21 protein-coding genes are annotated in these 23,988 nt (G+C 34.9%); 14 read left to right on the top strand and 7 right to left on the bottom strand.

Annotation, left to right across the window (positions count from 1 at the left end; all coding sequences use genetic code 11):
- The first annotated feature begins 32 nt into the window (after nucleotides 1–32).
- The 8 genes from Q5N74_RS01530 (at nucleotide 33) to Q5N74_RS01495 (ending at nucleotide 6,558) form a co-directional block, all read left to right on the top strand.
- On the top strand, nucleotides 33–911 hold the full coding sequence (locus Q5N74_RS01530; protein ID WP_304386912.1) for a pseudouridine synthase: 879 nt from the start codon (nucleotides 33–35) through the stop codon (nucleotides 909–911).
- Between the two features lie 475 nt (nucleotides 912–1,386).
- Nucleotides 1,387–2,784, top strand: a complete 1,398-nt coding sequence (locus Q5N74_RS01525) for an arginine decarboxylase (protein ID WP_304386910.1) — start codon at nucleotides 1,387–1,389, stop codon at nucleotides 2,782–2,784.
- On the top strand, nucleotides 2,774–3,712 hold the full coding sequence (gene speB, locus Q5N74_RS01520) for an agmatinase (protein ID WP_304386909.1): 939 nt from the start codon (nucleotides 2,774–2,776) through the stop codon (nucleotides 3,710–3,712). The genes Q5N74_RS01525 and speB overlap by 11 nt, the downstream gene beginning before the upstream one ends.
- On the top strand, nucleotides 3,702–4,679 hold the full coding sequence (locus Q5N74_RS01515) for a deoxyhypusine synthase family protein (protein ID WP_304386908.1): 978 nt from the start codon (nucleotides 3,702–3,704) through the stop codon (nucleotides 4,677–4,679). The genes speB and Q5N74_RS01515 overlap by 11 nt, the downstream gene beginning before the upstream one ends.
- A gap of 15 nt (nucleotides 4,680–4,694) precedes the next feature.
- Nucleotides 4,695–5,105 (top strand): hypothetical protein, encoded by a 411-nt coding sequence (locus Q5N74_RS01510; RefSeq protein WP_304386906.1) that lies wholly within the window; start codon nucleotides 4,695–4,697, stop codon nucleotides 5,103–5,105.
- A gap of 18 nt (nucleotides 5,106–5,123) precedes the next feature.
- Entirely contained in the window at nucleotides 5,124–5,354 is a 231-nt protein-coding gene (locus Q5N74_RS01505; RefSeq protein WP_304386904.1) for a hypothetical protein, read from the top strand.
- Nucleotides 5,355–5,365: 11 nt separating this feature from the next.
- Nucleotides 5,366–5,779, top strand: coding sequence for a VOC family protein (locus tag Q5N74_RS01500; RefSeq protein WP_304386902.1), 414 nt, complete (start codon nucleotides 5,366–5,368; stop codon nucleotides 5,777–5,779).
- The gene (locus tag Q5N74_RS01495) at nucleotides 5,779–6,558 is read left to right on the top strand and encodes an RMD1 family protein (RefSeq protein WP_304386901.1); all 780 of its coding nucleotides are present in this window, start codon (nucleotides 5,779–5,781) and stop codon (nucleotides 6,556–6,558) included. The genes Q5N74_RS01500 and Q5N74_RS01495 overlap by 1 nt, the downstream gene beginning before the upstream one ends.
- Here Q5N74_RS01495 and Q5N74_RS01490 read toward each other — a convergent pair.
- On the bottom strand, nucleotides 6,508–7,932 hold the full coding sequence (locus Q5N74_RS01490; RefSeq protein WP_304386900.1) for a mannosyltransferase: 1,425 nt from the start codon (nucleotides 7,930–7,932) through the stop codon (nucleotides 6,508–6,510). The genes Q5N74_RS01495 and Q5N74_RS01490 overlap by 51 nt on opposite strands.
- A gap of 44 nt (nucleotides 7,933–7,976) precedes the next feature.
- Entirely contained in the window at nucleotides 7,977–8,984 is a 1,008-nt protein-coding gene (gene meaB / locus Q5N74_RS01485; protein ID WP_304386898.1) for a methylmalonyl Co-A mutase-associated GTPase MeaB, read from the bottom strand.
- A 238-nt stretch (nucleotides 8,985–9,222) separates the two neighbouring features.
- On the opposite strand from meaB, the gene Q5N74_RS01480 reads away from it, so the two are divergent.
- The gene (locus Q5N74_RS01480; protein ID WP_304386897.1) at nucleotides 9,223–9,798 is read left to right on the top strand and encodes a hypothetical protein; all 576 of its coding nucleotides are present in this window, start codon (nucleotides 9,223–9,225) and stop codon (nucleotides 9,796–9,798) included.
- A gap of 4 nt (nucleotides 9,799–9,802) precedes the next feature.
- A complete protein-coding gene (locus Q5N74_RS01475; protein ID WP_304386896.1) occupies nucleotides 9,803–10,618 on the top strand; it encodes a hypothetical protein in 816 nt (271 codons plus the stop codon).
- A 479-nt stretch (nucleotides 10,619–11,097) separates the two neighbouring features.
- On the opposite strand, the gene Q5N74_RS01470 is transcribed toward Q5N74_RS01475, so the two are convergent.
- The 4 genes from Q5N74_RS01470 to Q5N74_RS01455 form a co-directional block, all read right to left on the bottom strand.
- Entirely contained in the window at nucleotides 11,098–12,588 is a 1,491-nt protein-coding gene (locus Q5N74_RS01470) for a cellulose synthase family protein (protein ID WP_304386895.1), read from the bottom strand.
- Nucleotides 12,585–13,277 carry a glycosyltransferase family 2 protein gene (locus Q5N74_RS01465; protein ID WP_304386894.1) on the bottom strand — a complete coding sequence of 231 codons (693 nt, stop codon included), beginning with the start codon at nucleotides 13,275–13,277 and terminating at the stop codon, nucleotides 12,585–12,587. The genes Q5N74_RS01470 and Q5N74_RS01465 overlap by 4 nt, the downstream gene beginning before the upstream one ends.
- Before the next feature lie 76 nt (nucleotides 13,278–13,353).
- Nucleotides 13,354–14,955, bottom strand: a complete 1,602-nt coding sequence (locus Q5N74_RS01460; RefSeq protein ID WP_304386893.1) for a 4Fe-4S dicluster domain-containing protein — start codon at nucleotides 14,953–14,955, stop codon at nucleotides 13,354–13,356.
- A gap of 2 nt (nucleotides 14,956–14,957) precedes the next feature.
- Entirely contained in the window at nucleotides 14,958–16,262 is a 1,305-nt protein-coding gene (locus Q5N74_RS01455) for an NAD(P)/FAD-dependent oxidoreductase (protein ID WP_304386892.1), read from the bottom strand.
- Between the two features lie 264 nt (nucleotides 16,263–16,526).
- Between Q5N74_RS01455 and Q5N74_RS01450 the strand changes: the two genes are divergently transcribed.
- The 4 genes from Q5N74_RS01450 to Q5N74_RS01435 all read left to right on the top strand — a co-directional run bounded on the left by Q5N74_RS01450 (nucleotide 16,527) and on the right by Q5N74_RS01435 (nucleotide 20,491).
- Nucleotides 16,527–17,396: a hypothetical protein gene (locus tag Q5N74_RS01450; RefSeq protein WP_304386891.1), complete on the top strand. Its 870-nt coding sequence runs from the start codon at nucleotides 16,527–16,529 to the stop codon at nucleotides 17,394–17,396.
- Between the two features lie 39 nt (nucleotides 17,397–17,435).
- Complete coding sequence (locus Q5N74_RS01445; protein ID WP_304386890.1) at nucleotides 17,436–18,437, top strand: glycoside hydrolase; 1,002 nt, start codon at nucleotides 17,436–17,438, stop codon at nucleotides 18,435–18,437.
- Nucleotides 18,438–19,694, top strand: a complete 1,257-nt coding sequence (locus Q5N74_RS01440; RefSeq protein ID WP_304386888.1) for an outer membrane protein assembly factor — start codon at nucleotides 18,438–18,440, stop codon at nucleotides 19,692–19,694. It begins immediately after the preceding gene.
- 68 nt (nucleotides 19,695–19,762) lie between these two features.
- The gene (locus Q5N74_RS01435) at nucleotides 19,763–20,491 is read left to right on the top strand and encodes a metallophosphoesterase family protein (RefSeq protein WP_304386887.1); all 729 of its coding nucleotides are present in this window, start codon (nucleotides 19,763–19,765) and stop codon (nucleotides 20,489–20,491) included.
- 3 nt (nucleotides 20,492–20,494) lie between these two features.
- Here Q5N74_RS01435 and Q5N74_RS01430 read toward each other — a convergent pair whose 3' ends face one another.
- Nucleotides 20,495–23,947: a pyruvate carboxylase gene (locus Q5N74_RS01430; protein WP_304386886.1), complete on the bottom strand. Its 3,453-nt coding sequence runs from the start codon at nucleotides 23,945–23,947 to the stop codon at nucleotides 20,495–20,497.
- Nucleotides 23,948–23,988 lie beyond the last annotated feature (41 nt).

The following is a 23,988-nucleotide window of genomic DNA, read 5'->3' as shown; positions in this document are numbered from 1 at the left end:
TTTATAGAGTATATTTGTAAAAAATTAAAGTGATGAGTAGAACACAAGGAACAAGCGGAAAAGGGAAGCCTTCTGGAAGAGGTGAGCAAAACGGAAACGCTAAAGGTTCAAGTAGAGGAGATCAAGGAGCGAAAAGTAAGAGCTTTGCTAGAGGCAATGCGCCAATACGCAACGTGAATTCGCCGTCTAAAAAACCGTCGAATCCTAACGAAATAAGATTAAATAAATACGTTGCCAATTCTGGAATGTGTTCACGTAGGGAAGCCGATGTGCATATTGCAACAGGACTTGTAACTGTAAACGGTAAAGTAATTACCGAAATGGGCTATAAAGTAAAGCTTGAAGATGAAGTGCGTTACGATGGTGCCCGTATTAATCCAGAAAAGAAAGCGTACGTTTTACTAAACAAGCCTAAAGGCTTCGCTACAACTACCAGTGAAGGTAAAGGGCGTACTGTAATGGATTTGGTTGCTAATGCAACGACCTCTAGAATTAAGCCTATTGGACGTTTGGGTAGAAACTCAAAAGGTCTATTATTGTTTACAAATGATGATGTTATTGCAGATAAATTCACCAATTCTAAACATGGTGTAGCTCGTTTATTCCAAATAGAATTAGATAAAAATCTAAAACTAGATGATTTAAAAGCAATTCAATCAGGTTTTAAAATTGAAGGAAAACTTATTGCAGTAGAAGAGATTAGCTATATTGATGGTGAAGCTAAAAACCAAATAGGTTTAAAAATCAAGAATATAGGAAACACATTAATAAGAACCATTTTCGATCATTTTAAATATGAAATCGTGAGTTTGGATTGTGTTGCTATTGGACCGCTTACTAAAAAAGACATTCCGCGTGGACACTGGAAACACCTTACCGAGCAGGAATTGAATAATCTTAAAATGCTTTAATACGCATTATTAAAAGTGATTTAGCGTTTTTATTTTTTATAGCTAAGGTATTTGCTTGTTTTTATTTTAAATGGATAAACACGTCGTATTTAAAGTAAAAGCCTTTCGTAATAGCCTTATAGAGCGCTCGATAAGCGTTTCAAAAAAAATCTAAAAAAAAATGCTAAATCACTTTAAAATTAAATTTTTTATATTTCATTTGTAATGTAATTGCTGAACAAATTGAGACGTGTTTGTATGTTCGAGTTTTTGAAATCTAAGAAGTTATTTTCAAAAGCAGCTTATAGGAAAAGTAACCGAATTTTAGAGCTAACTTCTGCTTATACTATTGCTGGTAGCCAGCATATCTATGGTTTTGTTCCAACTACACAAAGCCCCATTCGAATTTGATTAATAGCTAAATATAATTTGTAGAGAAACGAATGTTTCTTAACTTTAAAAAATAATATATAACTATTACATCTAAAAATTAAGAATGAATACCAAATACATTGATTTAATTAATCAATCTTTTTACTTTCCTCAAGAAGAATTTGATCTAAACGATAAACATTTAGAATTTCATGGTATAGACCTTATGGGCTTGGTTGAAAAATACGGGGCACCTTTAAAGTTTACATACTTACCACAAATATCTAACAATATAAATAGAGCTAAAGGCTGGTTTGATAAGGCTATTAAAGCGAATAAGTATAAAGGTAAATACAATTACTGCTACTGTACTAAAAGTTCACATTTTAAGCATGTACTTGATGAGGCTTTAACGAATGATATACATATAGAAACGTCGTCTGCTTTTGATATTGATATTGTTGAAAGCTTAAAGGCTGAAGGCAAGATTACCGATAAAACCTTTGTTATAAGTAATGGGTTTAAAAGAGACCAGTACATAACAAACTTAGCGCGATTAATTAATAACGGACACAAAAACTGTATCCCAATTATTGATAATTACGAAGAGATTGATTTATTGTCAAAAGAAATAAAAGGGAAATTTAATATTGGTATCCGTATCGCTTCAGAAGAAGAACCGAAATTTGAGTTTTATACTTCACGTTTAGGTATTGGGTACAAAAATATTTTACCTTTTTACAGAAATCAGATTAAAGAAAATAAAAAGGTGAAACTTAAAATGCTTCACTTCTTCATCAATACAGGTATTAGAGATAATGCCTATTACTGGAATGAGTTAACAAAATGTTTAAAGGTGTATACCAGCTTAAAACGTATTTGCCCTAGCTTAGATAGTTTGAATATTGGTGGCGGGTTTCCTATTAAAAATTCTTTGGCTTTCGATTTTGATTATGAATACATCGTTGGTGAAATTATCAATCAAATTAAATTAGTTTGTGAAGAGGAGGAAGTAGAAGTTCCTAACATTTTTACCGAATTCGGAAGCTTTACAGTAGGTGAAAGTGGTGGTGCTATTTACGAAGTATTGTACCAAAAGCAACAAAATGACCGTGAAAAGTGGAACATGATTAACTCATCGTTCATTACAACATTGCCAGATACCTGGGCTATTAACAAACGTTTTGTAATGCTACCAATTAATAGGTGGAATGAAAGTTACGAACGTGTATTATTGGGCGGTTTAACCTGTGATAGTGATGATTATTATAATAGTGAACAGCATATGAATGCTATTTATTTACCAAAATACAATAAAGATAAACCTTTGTACATAGGCTTTTTTAATACAGGTGCTTATCAAGAAACTATTGGTGGATTTGGTGGTTTACAACACTGCTTAATACCATCTCCAAAACATATTTTAATAGATAGAGATGCTGATGGAAACATCACAACCGAACTATTTAGCGAACAACAAAAAAGTGAAGACTTACTTAAAATTTTAGGTTATGGCAAATAACACATATGCTGGTATACCAGAGGAATTTGCGAAATTAGAACAAGCTAAAGTTGTTTTAATTCCTGTGCCTTATGATGGAACAAGTGTGGTGCAAAAAGGAGCAGAGAAAGGGCCAGAAGCCTTTTTAAGCGCTTCTAACAACATGGAACTTTATGATATTGAAACAGATACTGAAGTTTACCAACAAGGTGTTTTTTTAGCAGATGCGGTTATAGATAACGCATCGCCAGAAGTTTTGGTTGATGCTGTTCACCAAACAACTAAAAAGTACATCAAAAAAAATAAGTTTGTAAGTGTTTTTGGTGGCGAACATGCTGTTTCTATAGGGACTATTCGTGCCTTTAACGAGATGTTCCCAAGTTTAACGGTGTTACATATTGGTGCACATGCCCATTTACGCAAAAGCCATAATGGGACTTCTATTAATAATGCTTGTGCGTTGCATGAGGCAAGCCAAACAACCAATTTAATACAAGTGGGCATTCGCTCTATGAGTGCGAATGAAAAAACAATAGCAGATACTGAAAAAACCTATTTCGCCCATGAAATGGCGGTAGATGATACGTGGATGGATGCTGCAATAGACCAAATGACTGATAATGTGTTTATCAATTTCAGTTTAAGTGGTTTAGATCTTTCCATTATGCCAAACACCATGGCGCCTTTACCAGGTGGTTTATTCTGGTATGAAACTTTAGATTTCTTAAAACAAGTTTTTGCGGAAAAAAACGTGGTTGGGTTCGATATGGTCGACTTATGCCCGAATGCTAAACAAAAATCTTCAGATTTTTTAGCTGCAAAATTGTATTATAAAATGTTAAGTTATAAATTTATGGACCAAGAAGTAGGCGAAGATTATGATAATGCTTACGATAATTCAAAACAAAAAAATAACGCTACAAAATTTAACGAAGACGATGAGTACTAAAGGACCTATATCAAAATTTATAGAAAACAACTATTTACATTTTAATGCTGCTGCTTTAGTAGATGCCGCAAAAGGCTATGAAACTCATTTGTTAGAAGGAGGAAAAATGATGGTAACTTTAGCTGGTGCGATGAGTACAGCAGAGTTAGGTAAATCGTTAGCTGAAATGATTCGTCAAGATAAAATTCATATTATTTCTTGTACAGGGGCAAACCTTGAAGAAGATATCATGAATTTAGTGGCGCACAATTCATACAAAAGAGTACCAAATTATAGAGATTTATCACCACAAGAAGAAAGAGACTTGTTAGATAATCACTTCAACCGTGTAACAGATACGTGTATTCCAGAGGAAGAAGCGTTTAGACGTTTACAATCACATTTGTTTGATATTTGGAATAAAGCAGATAAATCTGGAGAACGTTATTTTCCACATGAGTTTATGTATCAAATGATAAATTCTGGTGTTTTAGAGCAATATTACGAGATTGATCCAAAAGACTCTTGGATGGTTGCTGCGGCTGAAAAAAACTTACCAATTGTAGTTCCAGGATGGGAAGATAGTACGATGGGTAATATTTTTGCTTCTTACTGTATTAAAGGGGAATTTAAAGCATCAACAACCAAAAGTGGTATTGAATATATGATGTGGTTAGCAGACTGGTATCCAAAAAATTCAGATGGGAAAGGTTTAGGTTTTTTCCAAGTTGGAGGCGGTATTGCAGGCGATTTCCCAATATGTGTGGTGCCCATGTTGTACCAAGATATGGAAATGCACGACATTCCTTTTTGGAGCTATTTTTGTCAAATTAGTGACTCTACGACCAGTTACGGTTCCTATTCTGGAGCAGTGCCAAACGAGAAAATTACTTGGGGTAAATTAGATGTAGATACTCCAAAGTTTATAATAGAAAGTGATGCGACTATTGTGGCACCATTAATTTTTGCATATTTGTTAGACCAATAACACAACCCAAATAGAATGTTACGCAAAATTGTAGATTACAAAAAACTAAATGAAGATATTTTAAATCTTCTTGTGGAGAAGTTTCCTGATGGATACGATGATTCCGATGTTATTTCTTTTAGAAATGCACAAAACGAAATAATTGAAGCAGTCGAGGTTCGTACTGATGACACTATTTATTTAGTAAAAGTTGGTAAACGCCTTGTGCAAGCCATGGAAGACTTCGGTGATGATGAGGTTTCTGATGATGATGCTTCAGGAGTCGATTTTGAAGAAGTTAAGGTGGAAGATGATGCTGAAGACGAGGATAACGATGATGTCGTTGTTAAGAAAAATCAGTCGGATGACGATGAGGACGACGATGACGATATGGACGACTCCGATTCAGATTATGATGAGGACGACGAAGATGATGATATTGATTAATTCTAAGTAGAAATTGATATGAGAACAGCTGTTTTTAAGTCTTACAAAGACGGTTACTTTACGTTTTGGTTTGAAAATGGAGAAGAGTTAGTATTCGAGGAAGTACACCCACGCGTATTGAAACAATATGATTTAAAGAACGATAAAAGTTTTGTAGACCAAAGTTTCAAGATAAATTTTGTTGAAGATTTTGAAGATGATGACAAAGATTTTGTAATTTACAGGGTTGAAAGTCTAAAACCTCTTTAATCTTTTAAATTATGGGCGCATCATTTCATATGTCGTTGCCATGTTTAAGCATAAAAGGAACAGAAAACTTTTATGTAAACAATATTGGTGCTTCCTTGGGAAGGAAAACGCAAAATTGGGTTGATATCGATTTATTTGGCAATCAAATAACATTTATAAAGGCCGATAAATTTAATTTTAACAGTCCTAATTATGTTTTCGAAGGCAAAATATTGCCGGCGTTTCATTTTGGAGTGATCGTAGAATTGGAAGATTGGGAAAAAATTCACTCAAATCTTAAACAACAAAATCTCGACTTGGTTACTCAAGCTCGTTTTTTGGAAGCTAAGGTTGGTGAGCATGTCTCTTTCTTTATAAAAGACCCAAACGATTATATGTTAGAATTCAAGAGTTTTAAAAATTCATCTAATATTTTTAGTAAATAATGTATTCTACAGTTGCTTTTCAAGTAGCGAGTACCATTAATATAAAAGAAAGTAAAAGTCACTTATCATGGAATTTAATGTTCCATGATAGTGACGAACTTTTTTATAAGGTTTCTGATAAATCCTTTGTATATGTTTTTCAATATGGTATCGTAAGTTTCTTTAATGCAAGCGACGACGAAATTGCGCGTGTTTTTGAAGAAATAAAACCCTTTTGCACCAATTATTTTGCGAAGAAATTATCTGAAATAGTAGCAGTTCAGGTAAAAAATGATACCCTGAAAGTAGGCTTCGACAGTGTTATTCTACCTAGTTTAGATGCGGAAATGATACGCTTGGTTATGTTGAATACCTCCCAGTCTGTGGCTTTAAGCAGATACGCAGAAATTACCGAGGACCTGCTAATTGAAACCAATAAGCATACAAGCTTTCTAGAGAAAAAAGGGAAGTTGGATATCTCTGGAAATAATTTAAAGCGTTTTATTGGTAAAGTGCTGAATATAAAAAACAGAATTTCAGAGAATCTCTATATTTTCGATTCCCCACCAATTACTTGGGAGAACGAACAACTCAATAAATTAAATTTAGAGCTAAAAATAACTTTCGATTTAACCGACAGATACCGCCTAATTCACGATCGTATTGAAATCATTAAAGACAACTTAGAGCTCTTTAGGGACATTATGGATCATAAAGAAAGCAGTAAATTAGAATGGATTATCATCATTTTAATTGTTATCGAGGTGGTCGATATGTTTATTGCTAAATTTTTTCTGTAAAAATACTTCCCAAATAAATACGCTATACACTATGGCGTATTCCAAACCTATAATCCATAAGTTTTCGGTGTTATTGGTATTCATGTAAGCTAAATAACTAAGTATAATCGCAAAACTCCAAACCAAAGGGAATTTGTAATTAGTGAAAACAGATAAAATTAAAAGGGTTGCCACGTACCAAGGGTGTACGGTGGTGGCTGTAAAGTAGTAAAAAGACAAAGCAAGTAACATACTTGTAATAATTTGAACCGTGGTTTTGTTTTTTCTTAAAAAGGCCATGGCTAACACAAACAATACCACCAGTAGCGGTGTTATTTTACCAATAGTTGCAATCTCATTATAACCTCGAAAGCTATAACCAATACCGCGCGCTATATAATATAAACTGGCATTAAATTCAAAATCTTGAAACCACAACCCAACGGTTTTAGCATAATTACTCACAAATTGTTTCGAGTAAAAAGGGAGAAACATTAAAAGGGTTGTTAGTAGCGTTATGCTGTAAAAGGCAATCAATTTTAAAAATCCATTATTGTGAATCGGTTTCGACGAAGCAATCGCATCTTGAGAAATCTCTTTTTTCTTCATGAACCACTTAAAAAATAGAGGTAAAAACATTAATGGAATTAGTTTTACCGAAATAGAACAACCTAAAACAACCGCAGCAAACACCCATTTCTGGGAATACAGCAAATACAAACTCCACAATAAAAAGAAAATCATCACGCCTTCAAAATGGAGATTGCTTGTTAATTCAATGATTATAAATGGGTTCAAAATATACCAGAAAATGTTATGCGCAGGTAGGTTTAAACGTTCTAAAAGCTTTTTCCCGAAAAAGAGAGTTCCAAAATCGGCAGCGATAATAAGAAGGCGCATCACCATAACCGAACCCAAAATACTTTTTCCGGCAAATAGGCCCGCAATAGCAAAACACAATTGGTTTATAGGTGGGTAGTTGGTAAAGTGACTTGCGTTAAGTTCGCCCATACCTTGGTGTAACTCTTGAGACTGCACTACAGGAAACTCGCCAATGCTTATAAAAGACACCACGGTGTTTAAGTAGGGGTTAAAACCCTCTAAAAGCATTCTGCCGTCCCAAATAAAGCGATAAAAGTCTTGCGATAGGTTTGGTGTGGCTAAAATAAAAAGCGCTCTAAATATAAAGGCTAGCCAGGTTAGAACAACCACTTGGTTTTTTAAAACTTGTACCAGTTTATAAAATAAAAAAAACAAAGCGGCATATAGCATAATGAGCTTTACATAATCGGTGCGCACCAAACTGTAAGCAAAAGAGAGGTAGAACGCGATGCTGCTAAGTACTAAAAGCAATGGCGTTCTGTATAATTTTATAAAACTGAGGTTTAAAGGCATGTATCGATTATAAAACGGTGGAGTATGTAGGTCGGAAATAAGTGTTATTCATAACGTTTTTTAAAGGCTTCAATCATGTCTTGTGCTGCTTTTATGGGGGCAATTTTAGAACTCGTTATTTTTTGCTCTAATTCTGTTAGTTGCTCTGCCATGTCTTTCGAACCGTAAAATAGCTGTTTTAGTTCGTTATTAATGGTATTATACATCCAACGTATTTGTTGCTGGTTTCGGTTTTCAATAAAGTACCCGTTGTTGGTTGTTAATTGTTTGTACTGTGTAATGGCGTTCCAAATAGCATCAATACCCGTGTTTGTTGTGGAAGAAGCGGTGGTGACTACAGGCGTCCAACCCGAATCAGATTCTGGGAACACGTGCAGCGCGTTTTTATATTGCTGGCAAGCCAACGCACTTTTTTTAATATTGTCGCCATCTGCTTTATTAATAACCAGCATATCGGCCATTTCCATAATGCCCCGTTTTATGCCTTGAAGTTCGTCGCCCGCACCGGCAAGCATGAGTAATAGGAAAAAATCGGTCATGCCATGCACCGCGGTTTCAGATTGCCCCACGCCAACGGTTTCAATTAAAATTATATCGTAACCAGCAGCTTCACAGAGTAGCATGCTTTCGGCGGTTTTGTTAGCAACACCTCCAAGCGTATCGCCAGATGCCGATGGACGAATGTAAGCGCTCTCTAAAGTGCTGAGTGCTTCCATACGGGTTTTGTCGCCTAAAATACTGCCTTTAGAACGTTGGCTACTAGGGTCTATCGATAGAATAGCTACTTTATGTCCTTGCGTGATGAGGTGTTTTCCAAAGGCTTCAATAAAGGTGCTTTTACCCACACCCGGCACTCCTGTAATACCAATACGCATCGAATGGCCCGAAGCCGATAAAATAGCTTGAATAATAGTTTTAGCAAGTGCTTTGTCACTCTCTAAATTGCTTTCTACAATGGTGATGGCTCTAGACAGAATAACACGGTTGCCACTTAAAACACCATCAATATAGGCTTGTGCACTGAGTCTGTTTTTGGGTTTGTTAATGGCCATGTTTATATAGAGAATTACTCGATTTAAAGATACAGATAATGTGAAAACGTGCCATGGTTTATGATGTGTTTTTTATATAAGCTGTATTATGGGTAAAATGTTTTTACTTATCAAATATGTGGGAAAAAAACGCTAAATTGGTTTTTTAAATTTTTAGTATAGTTAAAATGCTAATGTGTTTTTAAAATAGTATTGAACTATCCTGTAAATAAAAATGAACTAATCATCAAAATAACGAATGCAAAGAAAAAATATAGAAATTAAAGATGATTTTGAATATTTTACGGAACTGACCTACGGAGAAAAATCAGTTAAAGAAAATTCTGTCTATTTAGAGCAGAAAGAAACTCATAAAGATTGGCTATCTAAAACAACAAGTATTGAACATTCAACAATAAGTGAAAAAGTGGATTTAACCATCGAAAGAAAAAAAAGTTTTTACAAATATGGAATTAAACTAGCTTGTAAAGACTTTAGTAATGAACCATTTTTCAGGTTTGATTCAGATGGTCCAGCACATCGTAATACTTCCTCTGATATCCCTCTATCAGAACAAAAAGTAACTACTCCACATTTTAATTCATTTGATAAAAACGGATTTGCAATTGCATACAAAACCGATGTGTTAAAAAAAGATAATGAAGCAAAAGCTATAGCTGAAAATATTGAATTTGGATTAAGTCATTTTTTTCAAGAAACAAATATAAATCAAGGAGAAAATGCAAATATTCTAGAAATAGGATTAAAAATTCCAGAGCTTTTTGAATATACAACTGAAACCGACCCTTTAAACGGAGTCAATTTTATAAATTAGCTCGATGGAAAAATTATTAGACATATTTAACGCGGTTAAATCTGATTTTTGTGAGCTTACAACTTACAAGGTAAGAGCTAATAGTGTGGAGATAATAACTCCATTTTCAACTCTGAATAATAAATTTGTTTCTGTTTTTGTCAAAGATTTACATGATCAAATAATAGTGTCTGATGGAGGTTGGATTGATTTAAACTATTACGAAGTAAGTATTAATGAAGAATCAGAAGCAATAATTGACCGGGTTTCTTCATATTATCAACAGAATTATCAAATTAAAAGCACTGCTGATAAAACTGGAACATTATTTTATTATAAATCCTGTAAAAACAAAGAAGATATTTCTTCTGCTGTTTTCGATTTATCGAACTTTATTGTTGGAGTAGTAAATGCTTTAGGTATTACTTATAAAGATGAAAAAGAAGAAAAAGAAAAGGAAACCTTTAGACAAGATGCTAATTCATTTTTATTAACCAATTACAAGGGAGATGTTCAACTAAGAAAATCATTAGACGATTACACTAATATAAAATTCAATGCAATAATTTCAAAGAATTCAGCGATAAACTTAATTACATACGTAACAGGTTCAACTCCATTCTATTTTGAAAATGCGTTGAGTAAAACAATTGTAAACTTTGAAATTTCTCAAAAATCAAAATACAACTCATTAATAAAAGAAAAGATTTCAATTATTAATGATTTAGCAGATGGCTATCACCCAGAAAAATCAGGTAGTATACTGAATTTACTGGCAGAAAAAACATCAAGAGAGCCCGTTAAGTGGACGGAGAAAGAGAAAATATTAGATTTTATATAAGCATTTCTATAAAAGAATTAATTTGTAACTGTGAATATTATATAGCGTTTAATTCTTCAGAATAAAAGTTAATAATATATGTTTATCACGCTGTGTAAACGATGATATTTATGGGTGGTCTGTCTTAGCCTTTATTGATTGAAGTATTCTTCTTTGTAACGAGATGTCTATAACTTGCAATTAAAGCAAACAAACGGCGATTTTTACGTAGCTTACTCCTTCGCAATGAAGTGATGATTGTGTTCGTACGTCATTGCGAGGTACGAAGCAATCTGTTAGTCAGTTAACTAAATCATGATTAGAACTTCAAATAAGAAAGATTGCTTCAGTCGTTCCTCCTTCGCAATGGCGTTAAGAAAAGGTTTAAGCGTAAAGCAAAGCCCTCTACTATTCCTTCAAATAATTATAAAAAAAATCTCAAAACCACTATTTAAAGTTCGTTTTGAGATTTTTTAATTTATATGATGTTGAATGTAAATCTATACTTTCGATGTTAACGATTTAATAAACACATAACCAAAGCCTAAAAATAACATTAGGTGGAATGGGAACAGTCCGAAATCGCCACCTTGGTCTCCTACTATAAAAGCACTGTACATACCGAAAGCAAAATAAGACATAAGTAAACCTTCAAAAATAACGTGAACGGATACGGTTTTCTTAATGTATTTATTCTTTTTCCAACCTTCTTTGATAGAATTGATATTGAATTTTGGTGTGCGTACAAATTCACTTTTCTTACCCCAGTGACCTTCTAATACAGCAATCGAGTTGTGTAGTGAAAAGCCCATTGCGATAGAGAAAAACACAAAAAACATACCTATGTAACGAATGAAGTTTTTAAACCCACCGCCATAAATGTTTTTGTACATAAACCAGTAGCATACAAAAAATATGATAGAGCTTACCACGAAGAAACTCATAACATAGAAGTATGGTTTTAAGTGTGTGTACTCATTTTTTATATAAAGCATCGGGATGCTTAATACAGCTACAATTAGTACGTTTAAAAACATAGTACTATTTAGTAAATGTAATAAGCCGTGTAATTTTGTTTTCGCTGAAATGTTTTCACTTTTTAAAACGCGACCAAGCATTTTTCTAAAGTTTTCTGCACCACCTTTATTCCATCTAAATTGTTGTGAACGGGCTGCACTAATTACGATTGGTAATTCGGCAGGTGTTTCAACATTCTCTAAATATTTAAATTTCCAGTTTTTAAGTTGGGCACGGTAGCTTAAATCTAAATCTTCGGTTAAAGTATCACCTTCCCAGTTTCCAGCATCTATAATACAAGTCTTTCTCCAAAGTCCTGCAGTACCGTTAAAGTTAATAAAGTGGCCTTTACTATTTCTACCTACTTGCTCTAAAGTAAAGTGAGCATCTAAAGCGAAGGCTTGTATTTTTGTAAGAATAGAATAGTTACGGTTTAAATGGCCCCAACGGGTTTGAACCACGCCAATTTTTTCATCCTTAAAATAAGGAACGGTACGTTTTAACCAATCTGCTTCTGGAAGAAAATCAGAATCGAAAATAGCGATGAACTCACCTTTAGCAATTTTTAAACCTTCTTTTAAAGCACCTGCTTTAAATCCAGATCTATCCGTTCTAGTAATGTGTTCAATGTCTATACCAGTGGCACGTATTTTTGCAACATGGGCACGGGTAGACTCAACAGTTTCATCCGTTGAATCGTCTAATACTTGAATTTCTAATTTATCAAGTGGGTAATCCATTTTTGCAATATTATCCAACAGGCGTTCCATAACGTACATTTCGTTATAAACAGGTAATTGAATAGTGACGTAAGGGATTTCTTCTGGATTAGAAAAATCGAATTTTGGTGAATTATCTATAACTTTTTTAGAAGCTAAGTAATTCAACAATAAATTTAATTGCGCGAGTGCATACATGAAAATAAGCAAAAGCGAAATGGTGTAAATAATGATAATGGTTGTTTCTAGAATCATTTCTTGATACTGTATTTAAAAATCCAACTTAAGATTTTTGCGCCTGCAAATATACTACCTTTTATGGTTCCTGAAACTTTCGAGACACCAATTCTATTTCTGTAATTTACAGGCACTTCGGTATAGGTTAATTTTTGTTTTAAAGCCTTTAGTTGCATCTCTACCGTCCAACCATAGGTTTTGTCAATCATATTGAGCGCTAGCAGTTTATCGTATTTTATGGCTCTAAATGGGCCTAAATCGGTAAATGTTGCACCAAAAAAAAGTGTCATCAAAGAGGTTGCTAGCCAGTTTCCAAAAATTTGGGGTCCGGTCATAGAACCTACTTCTCTTAAACTTTTAACCCGGGCTCCAATAACTAAATCGATGTTTTTATCGATTATGGGCGCTACAATTTTTGTTAATTCTTCTGGATAATCGCTATAGTCGCCATCCAAAAATACAATAATATTTGGTTTTTCGGGATTATTGGCAATGTATTGCAAGCCTTTAAGGCATGCGTAACCATAGCCTTTATTTACTTCGGTTAATACCGTGGCACCTGCTTTTTTAGCGTTTTCTTCCGTTTTGTCGGTGGAATTATTATTAACAACAATAATCTCGTTAACAGATTCCGGAATCGCATTAATAACTTTGGTAATAGAATCTGCTTCGTTAAAAGCAGGTATAATTACTTTTATGATGTGCATAAATAATTAACTTTCAGGGTGCAAAAGTACAATACTTTTAATTAGTTATTTAACAAAATATTAGCATTTTGTTAAATTATTTTTTATTGATTAAATCCATCAAATCCACATCGTTACCAAGTAGGATTTCATTAGAATTGATGCGGCCTTCCATGGTATCGTTCTCTAATTTTAGAACACCTCGAGGGCATACGGCAGAACAAACACCGCAACCTACACAACTGGAACGTACTATGTTTTCACCTTTTTGGGCATAAGCACGTACATCAATTCCCATTTCGCAATAGGTAGAACAGTTACCACATGAAATACATTGACCACCATTGGTTGTAATTCTGAATTTTGAAAACATACGTTGTTGGAAACCTAATACGGCCGCCATTGGGCATCCAAAACGACACCAAACACGGTTACCTAAAATAGGGTAGAAGCCTGTGCCAATAACACCAGAGAAGATAGAACCAATATATAAACCGTAAGCCGAACGTAAACTGCTTGCTTTTATAAAGAATATTTTATCGGAAGCTCCCGTATAGTGCATGATGAATAAGGCAGCGATAACCACAAAATACCCTATGGCACCGTAACGTGCGTCTTTGCCCAATTCTTTTCTTTTAAAAATCATGATAACTGCAAAAACAACCGTAAGTAATATGCCTACACTTAATACAAAGGCACCGCGGGTTAACCAAAATTTATTGGGATCGCTTCCTAAATAGGTGTAAATAACCGCCGTGGTCATCAGTACAGAGAATACTAAAACGGTGTGTATTAACCAACGTTCCAATTTCCATGCAGATAGTTTTTTGCTACTTAACTGTCTGAAAGAATCGCCTGCCGTTTCTGCTAAACCACCGCAACCACAAACCCAAGAACAATACCAGCGTTTTCCGTATTTGTATGTTAAAATAGGTGAGACCACAAAAATGGAAACAATACCAAAAAGCAACATCAATAACCCTAAGGAACCTGATGAAAGCAAGCCGTTAATAGACCAACTATCAAATAAATAATAGTTAAGTGGCCACATGCTTTTTAAATCGTAATAGGGTAAATTATAATCGGGACTGGTATTAAGTCGCGACATGAACTCCGGAATAAGAAACGCAAACCCGAGTTGGAAAAACATCACCGAAGCCGTACGTAATTGCTCGTATCTATTATGGCGGTACTTCAACATGAATTTATAACCAAATACTAAAATGGCGACTGTATAGAGCGTGCCATAAACAAACCATTGGCTTGCAGGGTTTCCGCTTAGTATGTTACTTAGTGGGTCGAATAATGAAATTAATCCGGTGTTGGGTTCTCCATTGGCGGATTGCCCCAAATATTGCGGATAAAAATAAAGTACAATATAAAATCCAGTTAGAAAAACACCGGTTACCCAGCCTAACATGCCACGTGATGAGATAGATTTAAACCAAACACCGTCATTCTTAATACCTTCAAGTTTGGTTAAATAGGCATCATTCGCAAATAAAATAGTACCCACAACAATGGCCCCAATGGATAGGGATAGAAATAGTGTTTTATTAGGGAAGTTGGTATTGAAAATGGCTAATCCCATAATGAAAAGCCCAATAATACCTATAACCACCGCTATTTTTTGTTTGCTAGATAAGTTATTAGCTTCGGGTTTTGCTAAAGACATACTATCGTTAAGTTTATTACTCATGTTTAAGCTAATTTTAATTGATTTGTGTAAGTTGCCAAAATGTCCTCTTCGTATCTTTTGTAAAATTCAGGGTCGAAATTTGCTTCTGCCAAATGTTTCATCACATAATCTACATCTCGATTTTCAGTAAGCCACTTATCAAAATGTTCGTGTCTCATGCGTATTCCAAACGTATTAATACCTAGAAAAACATTGGTGTCCTTATTAAAGGCAACGGTAATGCATTTGGTGTCATCGTCATGTTTCCAATGGAAATGCTGTTCATAATCGGGTTTGTTTTGAGTACTGAATACCCACCCGTAAGTTTGGTATTCAATATCTAAAAATTTAGCAGAGTTAAACCAATGTCCCGGCTTGTATGGGGTTTTGTTACCACAAATGGTTTGAGCGACTGTTTCTCCCATCATTCTACCTGTGTACCAAACGGCCTCAATAGGGCGGCGTTGGCCAATGGCTTCATGCTGTTCTGCACAATCGCCAATAGCGTACACATCTTCTATGTTTGTTTCTAAAAGTCGGTTTACTTTAACACCTCTACCTAATTCAATCGGGGAGCCTTTAAGGAAATCTATATTTGGTGCAACACCTGCAGTTAATCCAACCACATCACACGCTATTTCTTCACCTGTTTCTTCAATAATAACTGACTTTACTCGGCCATGTTCATCTGAAATAATTTCTTTTAAATTGGTTGATAAACGTAAGTCGATATGGTGGTTTTTAATATGGCGGTTTATCATGTTGCTTTCACCATCGGGTAATACGCCATCCCAAAAACTAGGTTCTCGCACTAAAAAAGTGACAGGTATGTTTCTAGAATTTAGCATTTCAGCAAGTTCAATACCAATTAAGCCGCCTCCAACAATGACAGCGTGTTTACAAACCTTGTTGTTTGGTGCGTGTAACTCTAAATTTTCTAGATCTTGTTTATGGTACATACCCATAACACCTTTTAAATCTTGACCAGGCCAACCAAATTTATTGGGTTTACTGCCCGTAGCAATAATAAGCGAGTCGTAATTTAGGGTGTCTCCGTCATTAAAATGAAGTGTTTTAGAGTTGGTGTCGACCGTTTTTACGAAACCTTGTTTCAGGTTGATGTTGTTTTTCTCCCAAAACCAATTTTCGTAAGGTTGGGTGTGCTCAAATTTCATATGGCCCATATACACATACATTAAGGCGGTACGCGAGAAAAAATAATCGGTTTCTCCAGAAATGATAGTAATTTTATGGTCTGATAGTTTTCGAATATGTCGTGCGGCTGTTACGCCAGAAATGCCATTACCAATAATAACAATGTGTTTCATAAAGTGGGTGTTATGTTGAAGTCTGTCGAGACTAAAGATAGAAACTTAATTTTTAATGAAGTTTTTCTTTTTTTAAAATACGGTTTAAGCTTCAAAAGCGTGGTTGCTTTTGTAAGTTCTTTAACATTTAGAACGACCTATTGATTGATGTTTTGTTGAAAACTAATGGGTTAGTGTGAAAAGGGAGCCTTTAGTTTAGAAAATGAACCATTAAAATAATAAACAATTAGCACCAAAAATAATATTAAAACCAAACCAAAAAACATGAAGAAATTAGTAACATTAACATTTCTTACGGTTTTTGCTTTCTCAGGATTTTCACAAGAAGACAGCGAAAATCAAAAAAGCAACATACAAACGTATACACCTTCTAAACTATTAAAAAAGGGGCAGTGGGATATTAAGTGGTTCAATAATTTATACACGCAAACTAAGGGCGCTAATGGTGCTGGAGACGTTGCGAAAAATCTACCAAGAGAAACGTACTTCACTTCTAGTCTCGATGTGTTTACAGGCGTATCTAACAGCGATCGTTTTAATGTGGGGGTCTTGCTGGAAGTAAGATCGAATGTTAATAGTGATAGAAAAGCCTTCGATGTGTTTTCCTTTGATGGTGAAACAGGAACGGCACGATCTGGGGTAACGTCTATAGCGCCTGCAATTAAATTTAACCCTTTAAAAAGTGTGAGCAATTTTACCGTACAAACGGCCTTTCACATTCCTTTGGTGGATAACGAATCGGAAAACGGTGTGTATTTAGACCAAACGGCTTATACATTTCAAAATAGGTTTTTTTATGACTATACCTTGCCAAGTGGCGATTGGCAGTTGTTTACCGAGTTAAATACCGAATATAATTTTGGCGATGCAGCCAGTTTTGCAAATAATACCTTTGTGTTGGCACCAGGCGTATTTTTAAGTTATTTCCCAAGTCAAGAATTTACTGTTTTGGGCTTTGTACAGCATCAACAGCGTTTGGGCGATTTTACTCAAAATTACACCGCTTTAGGTTTTGGAGGGAAATACCAGCTTACAAAAACATTAAATTTAGAATTGCTCTATAGTAATTTTGTACGCGGAACTGATACCGGTTTAGGGCAATCATTTAACATGGGCTTGAGAGCCTTATTTTAATGATAAAATAGTAAATTAGGAGTTTGAAACTTGTTTTATATGAATAAAATCAAACTTTTAATGCTCTTGGTGCTAGTAAGTGTGCAGTCTTGCATTACGCAAAGCACCAAAATAAATGGTGTTAGTTTTGTGGCTTCTCGCGATACTATCAAGGATATACATGTAAAACCTGTTGCCAATGTAGGTGCCAACTATGCGGCTATTATGCCTTTTGGTTTTATTCGTGAATTATCACACCCTAATATTATGTATAACACCAATAGGCAGTGGTTTGGTGAAACGAAATTAGGGGTGAAGCAATATGTTGAAATTTTAAGGAAGCACGGCATAAAGGCCATGGTGAAACCTCAAATCTGGGTATCGAAAGGTGAGTTTACTGGCGGTATTAAAATGACTTCGGAAGAAAATTGGAAATTATTAGAAGCATCTTACTCTAAATTTATTTTAGATTTTGCAGAAGCGGCAGAAGAAGTGCACGCTGAAATTTTTTGTATTGGAACCGAATTGGAAGGATTTGTAGACCACCGTCCCGATTATTGGAAACAGCTAATTGTAGAAATAAGAAGCGTATATAAGGGGCAATTAACCTATGCGGCCAATTGGAATGAATATAACCGAACACCGTTTTGGAATCAATTAGATTTTATAGGAATTGATGCTTATTTTCCAGTAAGTACAAGTAAAACGCCGAGTGTTTTAGAGTGTAAAGAAGGTTGGGTTAAGTATTTTGATGAAATAAAAACCATGTCAACTACAACAGGTAAGCCCATTTTATTTACCGAGTATGGCTATCGTAGTGTTGATTATTCAGGAAAAGAACCTTGGAGAAGCGATCGTGATATGACGGTTGTTAATTTGGAAGCACAAAACAATACCACCCAAGCGTTATATGAAACTTTTTGGGATGAAGATTGGTTTGCTGGTGGCTTTGTTTGGAAATGGTTTCATAATCATGAAAATTCTGGAGGACTTGAAAATTCAAGATTTACACCCCAAAATAAACCTGTTGAAGCCCTCATTAAAAGCCGATATTCTGAATAAATGAAGCAACTGCTTTACGTTTTTTGTGTCCTTTTTAGTTGTCATTTCTATGCGCAGCAACGGGTGTCCTATTTAAAAATTCAAGGCAATAAAAGGTTGAAAACATCCTTTGTTGAAAGTATATCTACCATAAAAATGGGTGGTGTTCTTGATTCTTTACAAATAGAGGAAGATATGGTGCGTTTAAAGAGATTGCCTTCTGTGTCTCATGCCTATTTTCAAGTCGTTTTTTCTGAAAATAATAAATATGAAGTGGTTTATAATATTGAAGAAAACTACACATTAATTCCTTCATTAAATGTTTTCACAACCAACCAAGATGAGTTTGCTTACCGTGTAGGACTTTATGAGTTCAATGCCTTTGGAAGAAATATTAGTTTGGGCGGGTTTTACCAAAAGGATAACTATAATAGTTATGCCTTAAACTTTAGAGCGCCTTATTTGTTTTCAAATACGTTTGGACTCGCCATTAATTTACAAAACCTAACCACTTTAGAGCCTGTTTTTTTTGATAATACATCTTCTAATTATAAATACAATAATAGGTCTTTTGAGGTTTTAGGTCTGTGTGAAATCAATTTTCATAATAAAATTGAATTGGGTTTAAATTATTTTATAGAAGATTATGCTTACCAATTTGGTGCGACTAACCCCAATGTTCCCCAAGCTTTGAATGTGAAAAAATGGCTTTTGAAAGGTATTTACGAATATAATAATTTAGATTATTTCTATCAATATGTTTCTGGGTTTAAGAGTCAGTTTAATTTTCAGTATGTTACTTCTACCAGTGATAATTTGCCTGATTTTTTTATAGGTTGGAATGATTTTTTGCTATTTAAACGTGTAGGTGAACGCGGTAATTGGGCGAATAGAATACGTTTGGGGCTTTCTTCAAATAACGAAACTCCTTTTGCGCCTTTTTCAGTAGATAATAATTTGAATGTTAGAGGTGTGGGGAATACCATTGATAGAGGTACTGGTGTGCTTGTTTTAAATACAGAGTACCGACATACGTTTTTTGAAAAAGATTGGTTTGTGCTTCAAGGCAATGCTTTTATTGATGCGGGCACTTGGAGAAACCCAGGTGGTAATTTTAACGATTTAAGCGCCTCTGAAAATATTAAAATATACCCAGGTATCGGACTTCGGTTTATGCATAAAAAAATATACAACGCTATTTTAAGAATTGATTACGGCTACGGCGTTTCAGATAACGCCATGCAAGGTTTGGTTTTTGGTATTGGACAGTATTTTTAATGTAAAGTTAATCACGATATTCTTGTTTCTAATTTTAATCTTTTAGTTTTGCAGAAATTTTTTGATTTATGAGCATATATGCTATTGGAGATATTCATGGTGGGTTAAAAGCCTTGTTACAAGTATTAAATAAAGTAGAAGTTAAAGAAGAAGATACGCTTATTTTTGTAGGTGACTATGTAGATGGATGGAGTGAGTCTGCCCAAGTTATTGCCTTTTTATTAGACCTTTCGGAAAAAATAAATTGCATTTTTATAAAAGGGAATCATGATGTTTGGTGTGAAAATTGGTTGGAGACTGAAGAAGTGAATCCAACATGGTATATGCATGGTGGTAAAGAAACGATGGAAAGTTATGCTGGTATTTCAGATGCTGAGAAAAAGGGGCATTTGGAGTTCTTCCAGAAAATGGCGTTATACCATATGGATGCTGAGAATAGATTGTTTCTTCATGCTGGGTTTACATCGCCGCACGGTGTAGACAGAGAAGCGTTTCAACAAACGTTTTATTTAGATAGAACGCTTTGGGAAATGGCTTTGTCTATGGATAAAAGTATCAAAGAAGATTCGTTAGTATTCCCGAATCGTTTAAAACACTATAAAGAAATTTATATAGGGCATACGCCAACTACCAATTTTAATTGTGATGTGCCTATGCAGGCTTTTAATATTTGGAATATTGATACGGGTGCTGCTTTTAAGGGCAAAATAACGGCTGTAAATATAGAAACCAAAGCAATACACCAAAGTGATGCATTGCCTGGTTTATATCCAAATGAAAAAGGAAGGAATAAATAAAACTTAGCTTAATTTAATTACCAAGTCTTCCGAATTTACCATAAAACCTGGTTTTAGTACCAGTTGTTTTACGGTAGCTTCCTCAGTCGCTGTAATAGTGGTTTCCATTTTCATAGCTTCTATAATAAATAAGGGTTGGTTTTTTACCACCTTATCCCCTTTTTTAACTAGAATATTAGACAGCATCCCTTGTAATGGTGCTCCTATTTGAAATGGGTCTGTTTTATCTGCTTTTGTGTTTTCTATCCTTTCTATCTTAATACTTTTGTCTTTAATGTCAACACTACGTCCTTGTCCGTTAAGTTTGAAATACAGCGTTACCATACCGTCACTATTAGCTCTACTCATAGAATCTAAAGTAATAAGGATGGTTTTTCCTTTATCCAATTCAACAATAATTTCTTCTTCAATCTCCATACCATAAAAGAAATTTTTGGTAGGCAATTTCATAAGGTTATCGTATTTTAAATGGTTGTTGTACGCATCTGTAAATACTTTAGGGTATAATTGATAAGATAGGAAATCGGTATAATCTATCGTTCTACTTAAATCGTGTTCGAATATTTTTTTGAAATCTTTGTACTCCTTTTCTAGATCGAGTGGAGGCATGTGCGCATTCGGTCTATCAGTATAAGGTACTTGATCTTTTAAAATGATTTTCTGAAGTTCCTTTGGAAAACCACCAACGGGCTGCCCTAAGTCACCTCTAAAAAAGTCGACTACCGATTGTGGGAAAGACAACGTGTCTCCCTTTTCAAGTACATCTTGAATGGTTAAATTGTTGCTAACTAGGTATTGTGCCATATCACCAACCACTTTTGAACTTGGAGTTACTTTTACAATATCTCCGAAAAGGGTGTTAACATCGCCATACATTTGGGTGATTTCATGAAAGCGTTCTTCCAAGCCAAGGCCTCTAGCTTGTGGTTTTAAGTTTGAGTATTGTCCGCCAGGAATTTCATGTTTAAAGACTTCACCAGAACCTGATTTTAAACCAGACTCAAACGGGTAATAATACTCTCTTACGGTTTCCCAATAATTAGAATATTCATTTAAAGAATCAATATTTATACTGCTAGCTCGGTCTTGAAATTTCATCATTTCAACAACCGAATTAAAATTAGGTTGTGATGTTAATCCAGATAGACCACCTAAAGCCACATCGACCACGTCAACGCCCGCTTCAATGGCTTTTAAATAGGTAGCCGATTGAATGGATGATGTATCGTGTGTATGTAAATGAATAGGAATTTTTAATTCAGATTTTAATGCGGAAATAAGTTCGTAAGCCGCGTATGGTTTTAATAAACCTGCCATGTCTTTAACGCCTAAAATATGGGCGCCGGCATTTTCAATCTCCTTGGCAAGATCTACGTAGTATTTTAAATTGTATTTTTTGTTGTCAGGATTCAGAATGTCGTTTGTATAACAAATAGAACCTTCGGCTAAACCATTTGTTCTTGTGCGCACATGTTCGATACATGGTGCTAAAGATTTCATCCAGTTAAGCGAATCGAAAATTCTAAAAACATCGACACCACTTTCCCAAGATTTTTCAACAAATTCGCCAATTAAATTATCAGAATAGGCCTTGTAACCCACACCATTCGAACCTCTAATAAGCATTTGTAAAAGTAAATTCGGCATCGCTTTACGTAATAACTTAAGGCGTTCCCATGGGTTTTCTTGAAGAAAACGTAAGCAAACATCAAAAGTAGCTCCTCCCCAAACCTCCATACTAAATATGTCTGGATGGTTTTTTGCATAGCCTTCAGCTACCGCAAGCATATCATATGTACGCATTCTGGTGGCCAATAAACTTTGGTGCGCATCGCGCATGGTCGTATCTGTGAAATGAACTTTCTTTTCATTTACTAACCATTGCGAGAATTTTTCTGGTCCTAATTTGTTAAGTAAATCCTTGGTGCCTTCAGGGAAACGCGCATCGGCATCAAACTTTGGTACTTTGGGTTTTATAAATGTTTTACTTGTATCTATTTTTTTAACATCAGGGTTTCCGTTTACGGTTACCTCGCCTAAATAGGTAAGTAATTTGGTGGCTCTATTTCTAGGGGCCTTAAATTCAAATAAATCAGGATTCGATTTAATGAAATTCACCGTCACTTTCCCTTGTCTGAAGGTATCATGTTTCAAAATATTATCAAGAAACGGCATGTTTGTTTTTACACCTCTAATTCTAAACTCTGCTAAAGCACGACGTATTTTTCTGCTGGCACCATCAAGCGAATTACTGTTCGCTGTTACTTTTACAAGCATGGAATCGAAAAATGGCGAAATTTTAGCGCCTTGATAAATACTTCCTGCATCTAAACGAATACCAAAGCCCGAGGCACTTCGGTATGCCGAAACCGTTCCGTAATCTGGCTTGAAATCGTTTTGAGGATCTTCAGTTGTAATTCGACATTGCAGGGCATAGCCATTAATGCGAATAGATTCTTGACTGGCTATTTTAATTTGGTCGTCGGCTAATTTGTATCCGCCGGCAATAAATATTTGTGTTTTTACTAAATCGATATTAGTAATAACTTCTGTAACGGTATGTTCAACTTGAATTCTAGGGTTTACTTCAATAAAATAGATAGAATCATCATCATCCACCAAAAATTCGACGGTACCAATGTTGTTGTAATTTACAGCTTTGCATATTTTTATGGCATAAGCATACAAGGCGTTTTTAGTCTCGTCTTTCAATCCATAAGAAGGTGCAAATTCAATTACTTTTTGGTAACGACGTTGTACAGAACAATCGCGTTCAAATAAATGCACTGTGTTTCCGTAGTTATCGGCAACAATTTGAATTTCAATATGTTTAGGGTTTTCTACAAATTTTTCTAAAAATACGGTGTCATCACCAAAGGCATTTAAAGCCTCGCGTTTACTTTCGTTGTAGGCGCCTTTAAGTTCGTCTTCTTTTCGAATAACACGCATACCTCTTCCGCCACCTCCCGATGCCGCTTTTAGCATGATAGGGTAGCCTATTTTTTTAGCTTCACTTAAAGCAGTTGCGATGTCTATTAATGGTTTTTCGTTACTTTGAATGATGGGGATCTTATTCGCTACAGCCACCTCTTTAGCCGTTATTTTATCGCCTAAAGATTTTAAAACAGATACTTTAGGGCCAATAAAAATAATGCCGTTATCTTCACATTTTTGAGCTAATGCTGCGTTTTCAGAAAGAAAACCGTATCCAGGATGTATGGCATCTGCGCCACTATCTAGTGCTACTTTTATAATAGCATCTATATTTAAATAAGGTTTTAAAGGCTCGTTATTTTCGCCAATTTGGTACGATTCATCAGCTTTGTATCTGTGTAGTGAGTATCGGTCTTCAAAGGTGTATACGCCAACGGTTTTAATACTAATTTCTGTACAGGCTCTAAAAATTCTAATGGCAATCTCGCCTCTGTTGGCTACAAGTACTTTTTTGATGTTCATATGAATGAAAAAATTTAATTTAGTTTTATTAAATGAAAGGG

The organism is Mariniflexile sp. AS56 (assembly GCF_030552475.1).
In the GTDB taxonomy this organism is placed as follows: Bacteria; Bacteroidota; Bacteroidia; order Flavobacteriales; family Flavobacteriaceae; genus Mariniflexile.
This window is presented reverse-complemented; position numbering and strand designations above follow the sequence as displayed.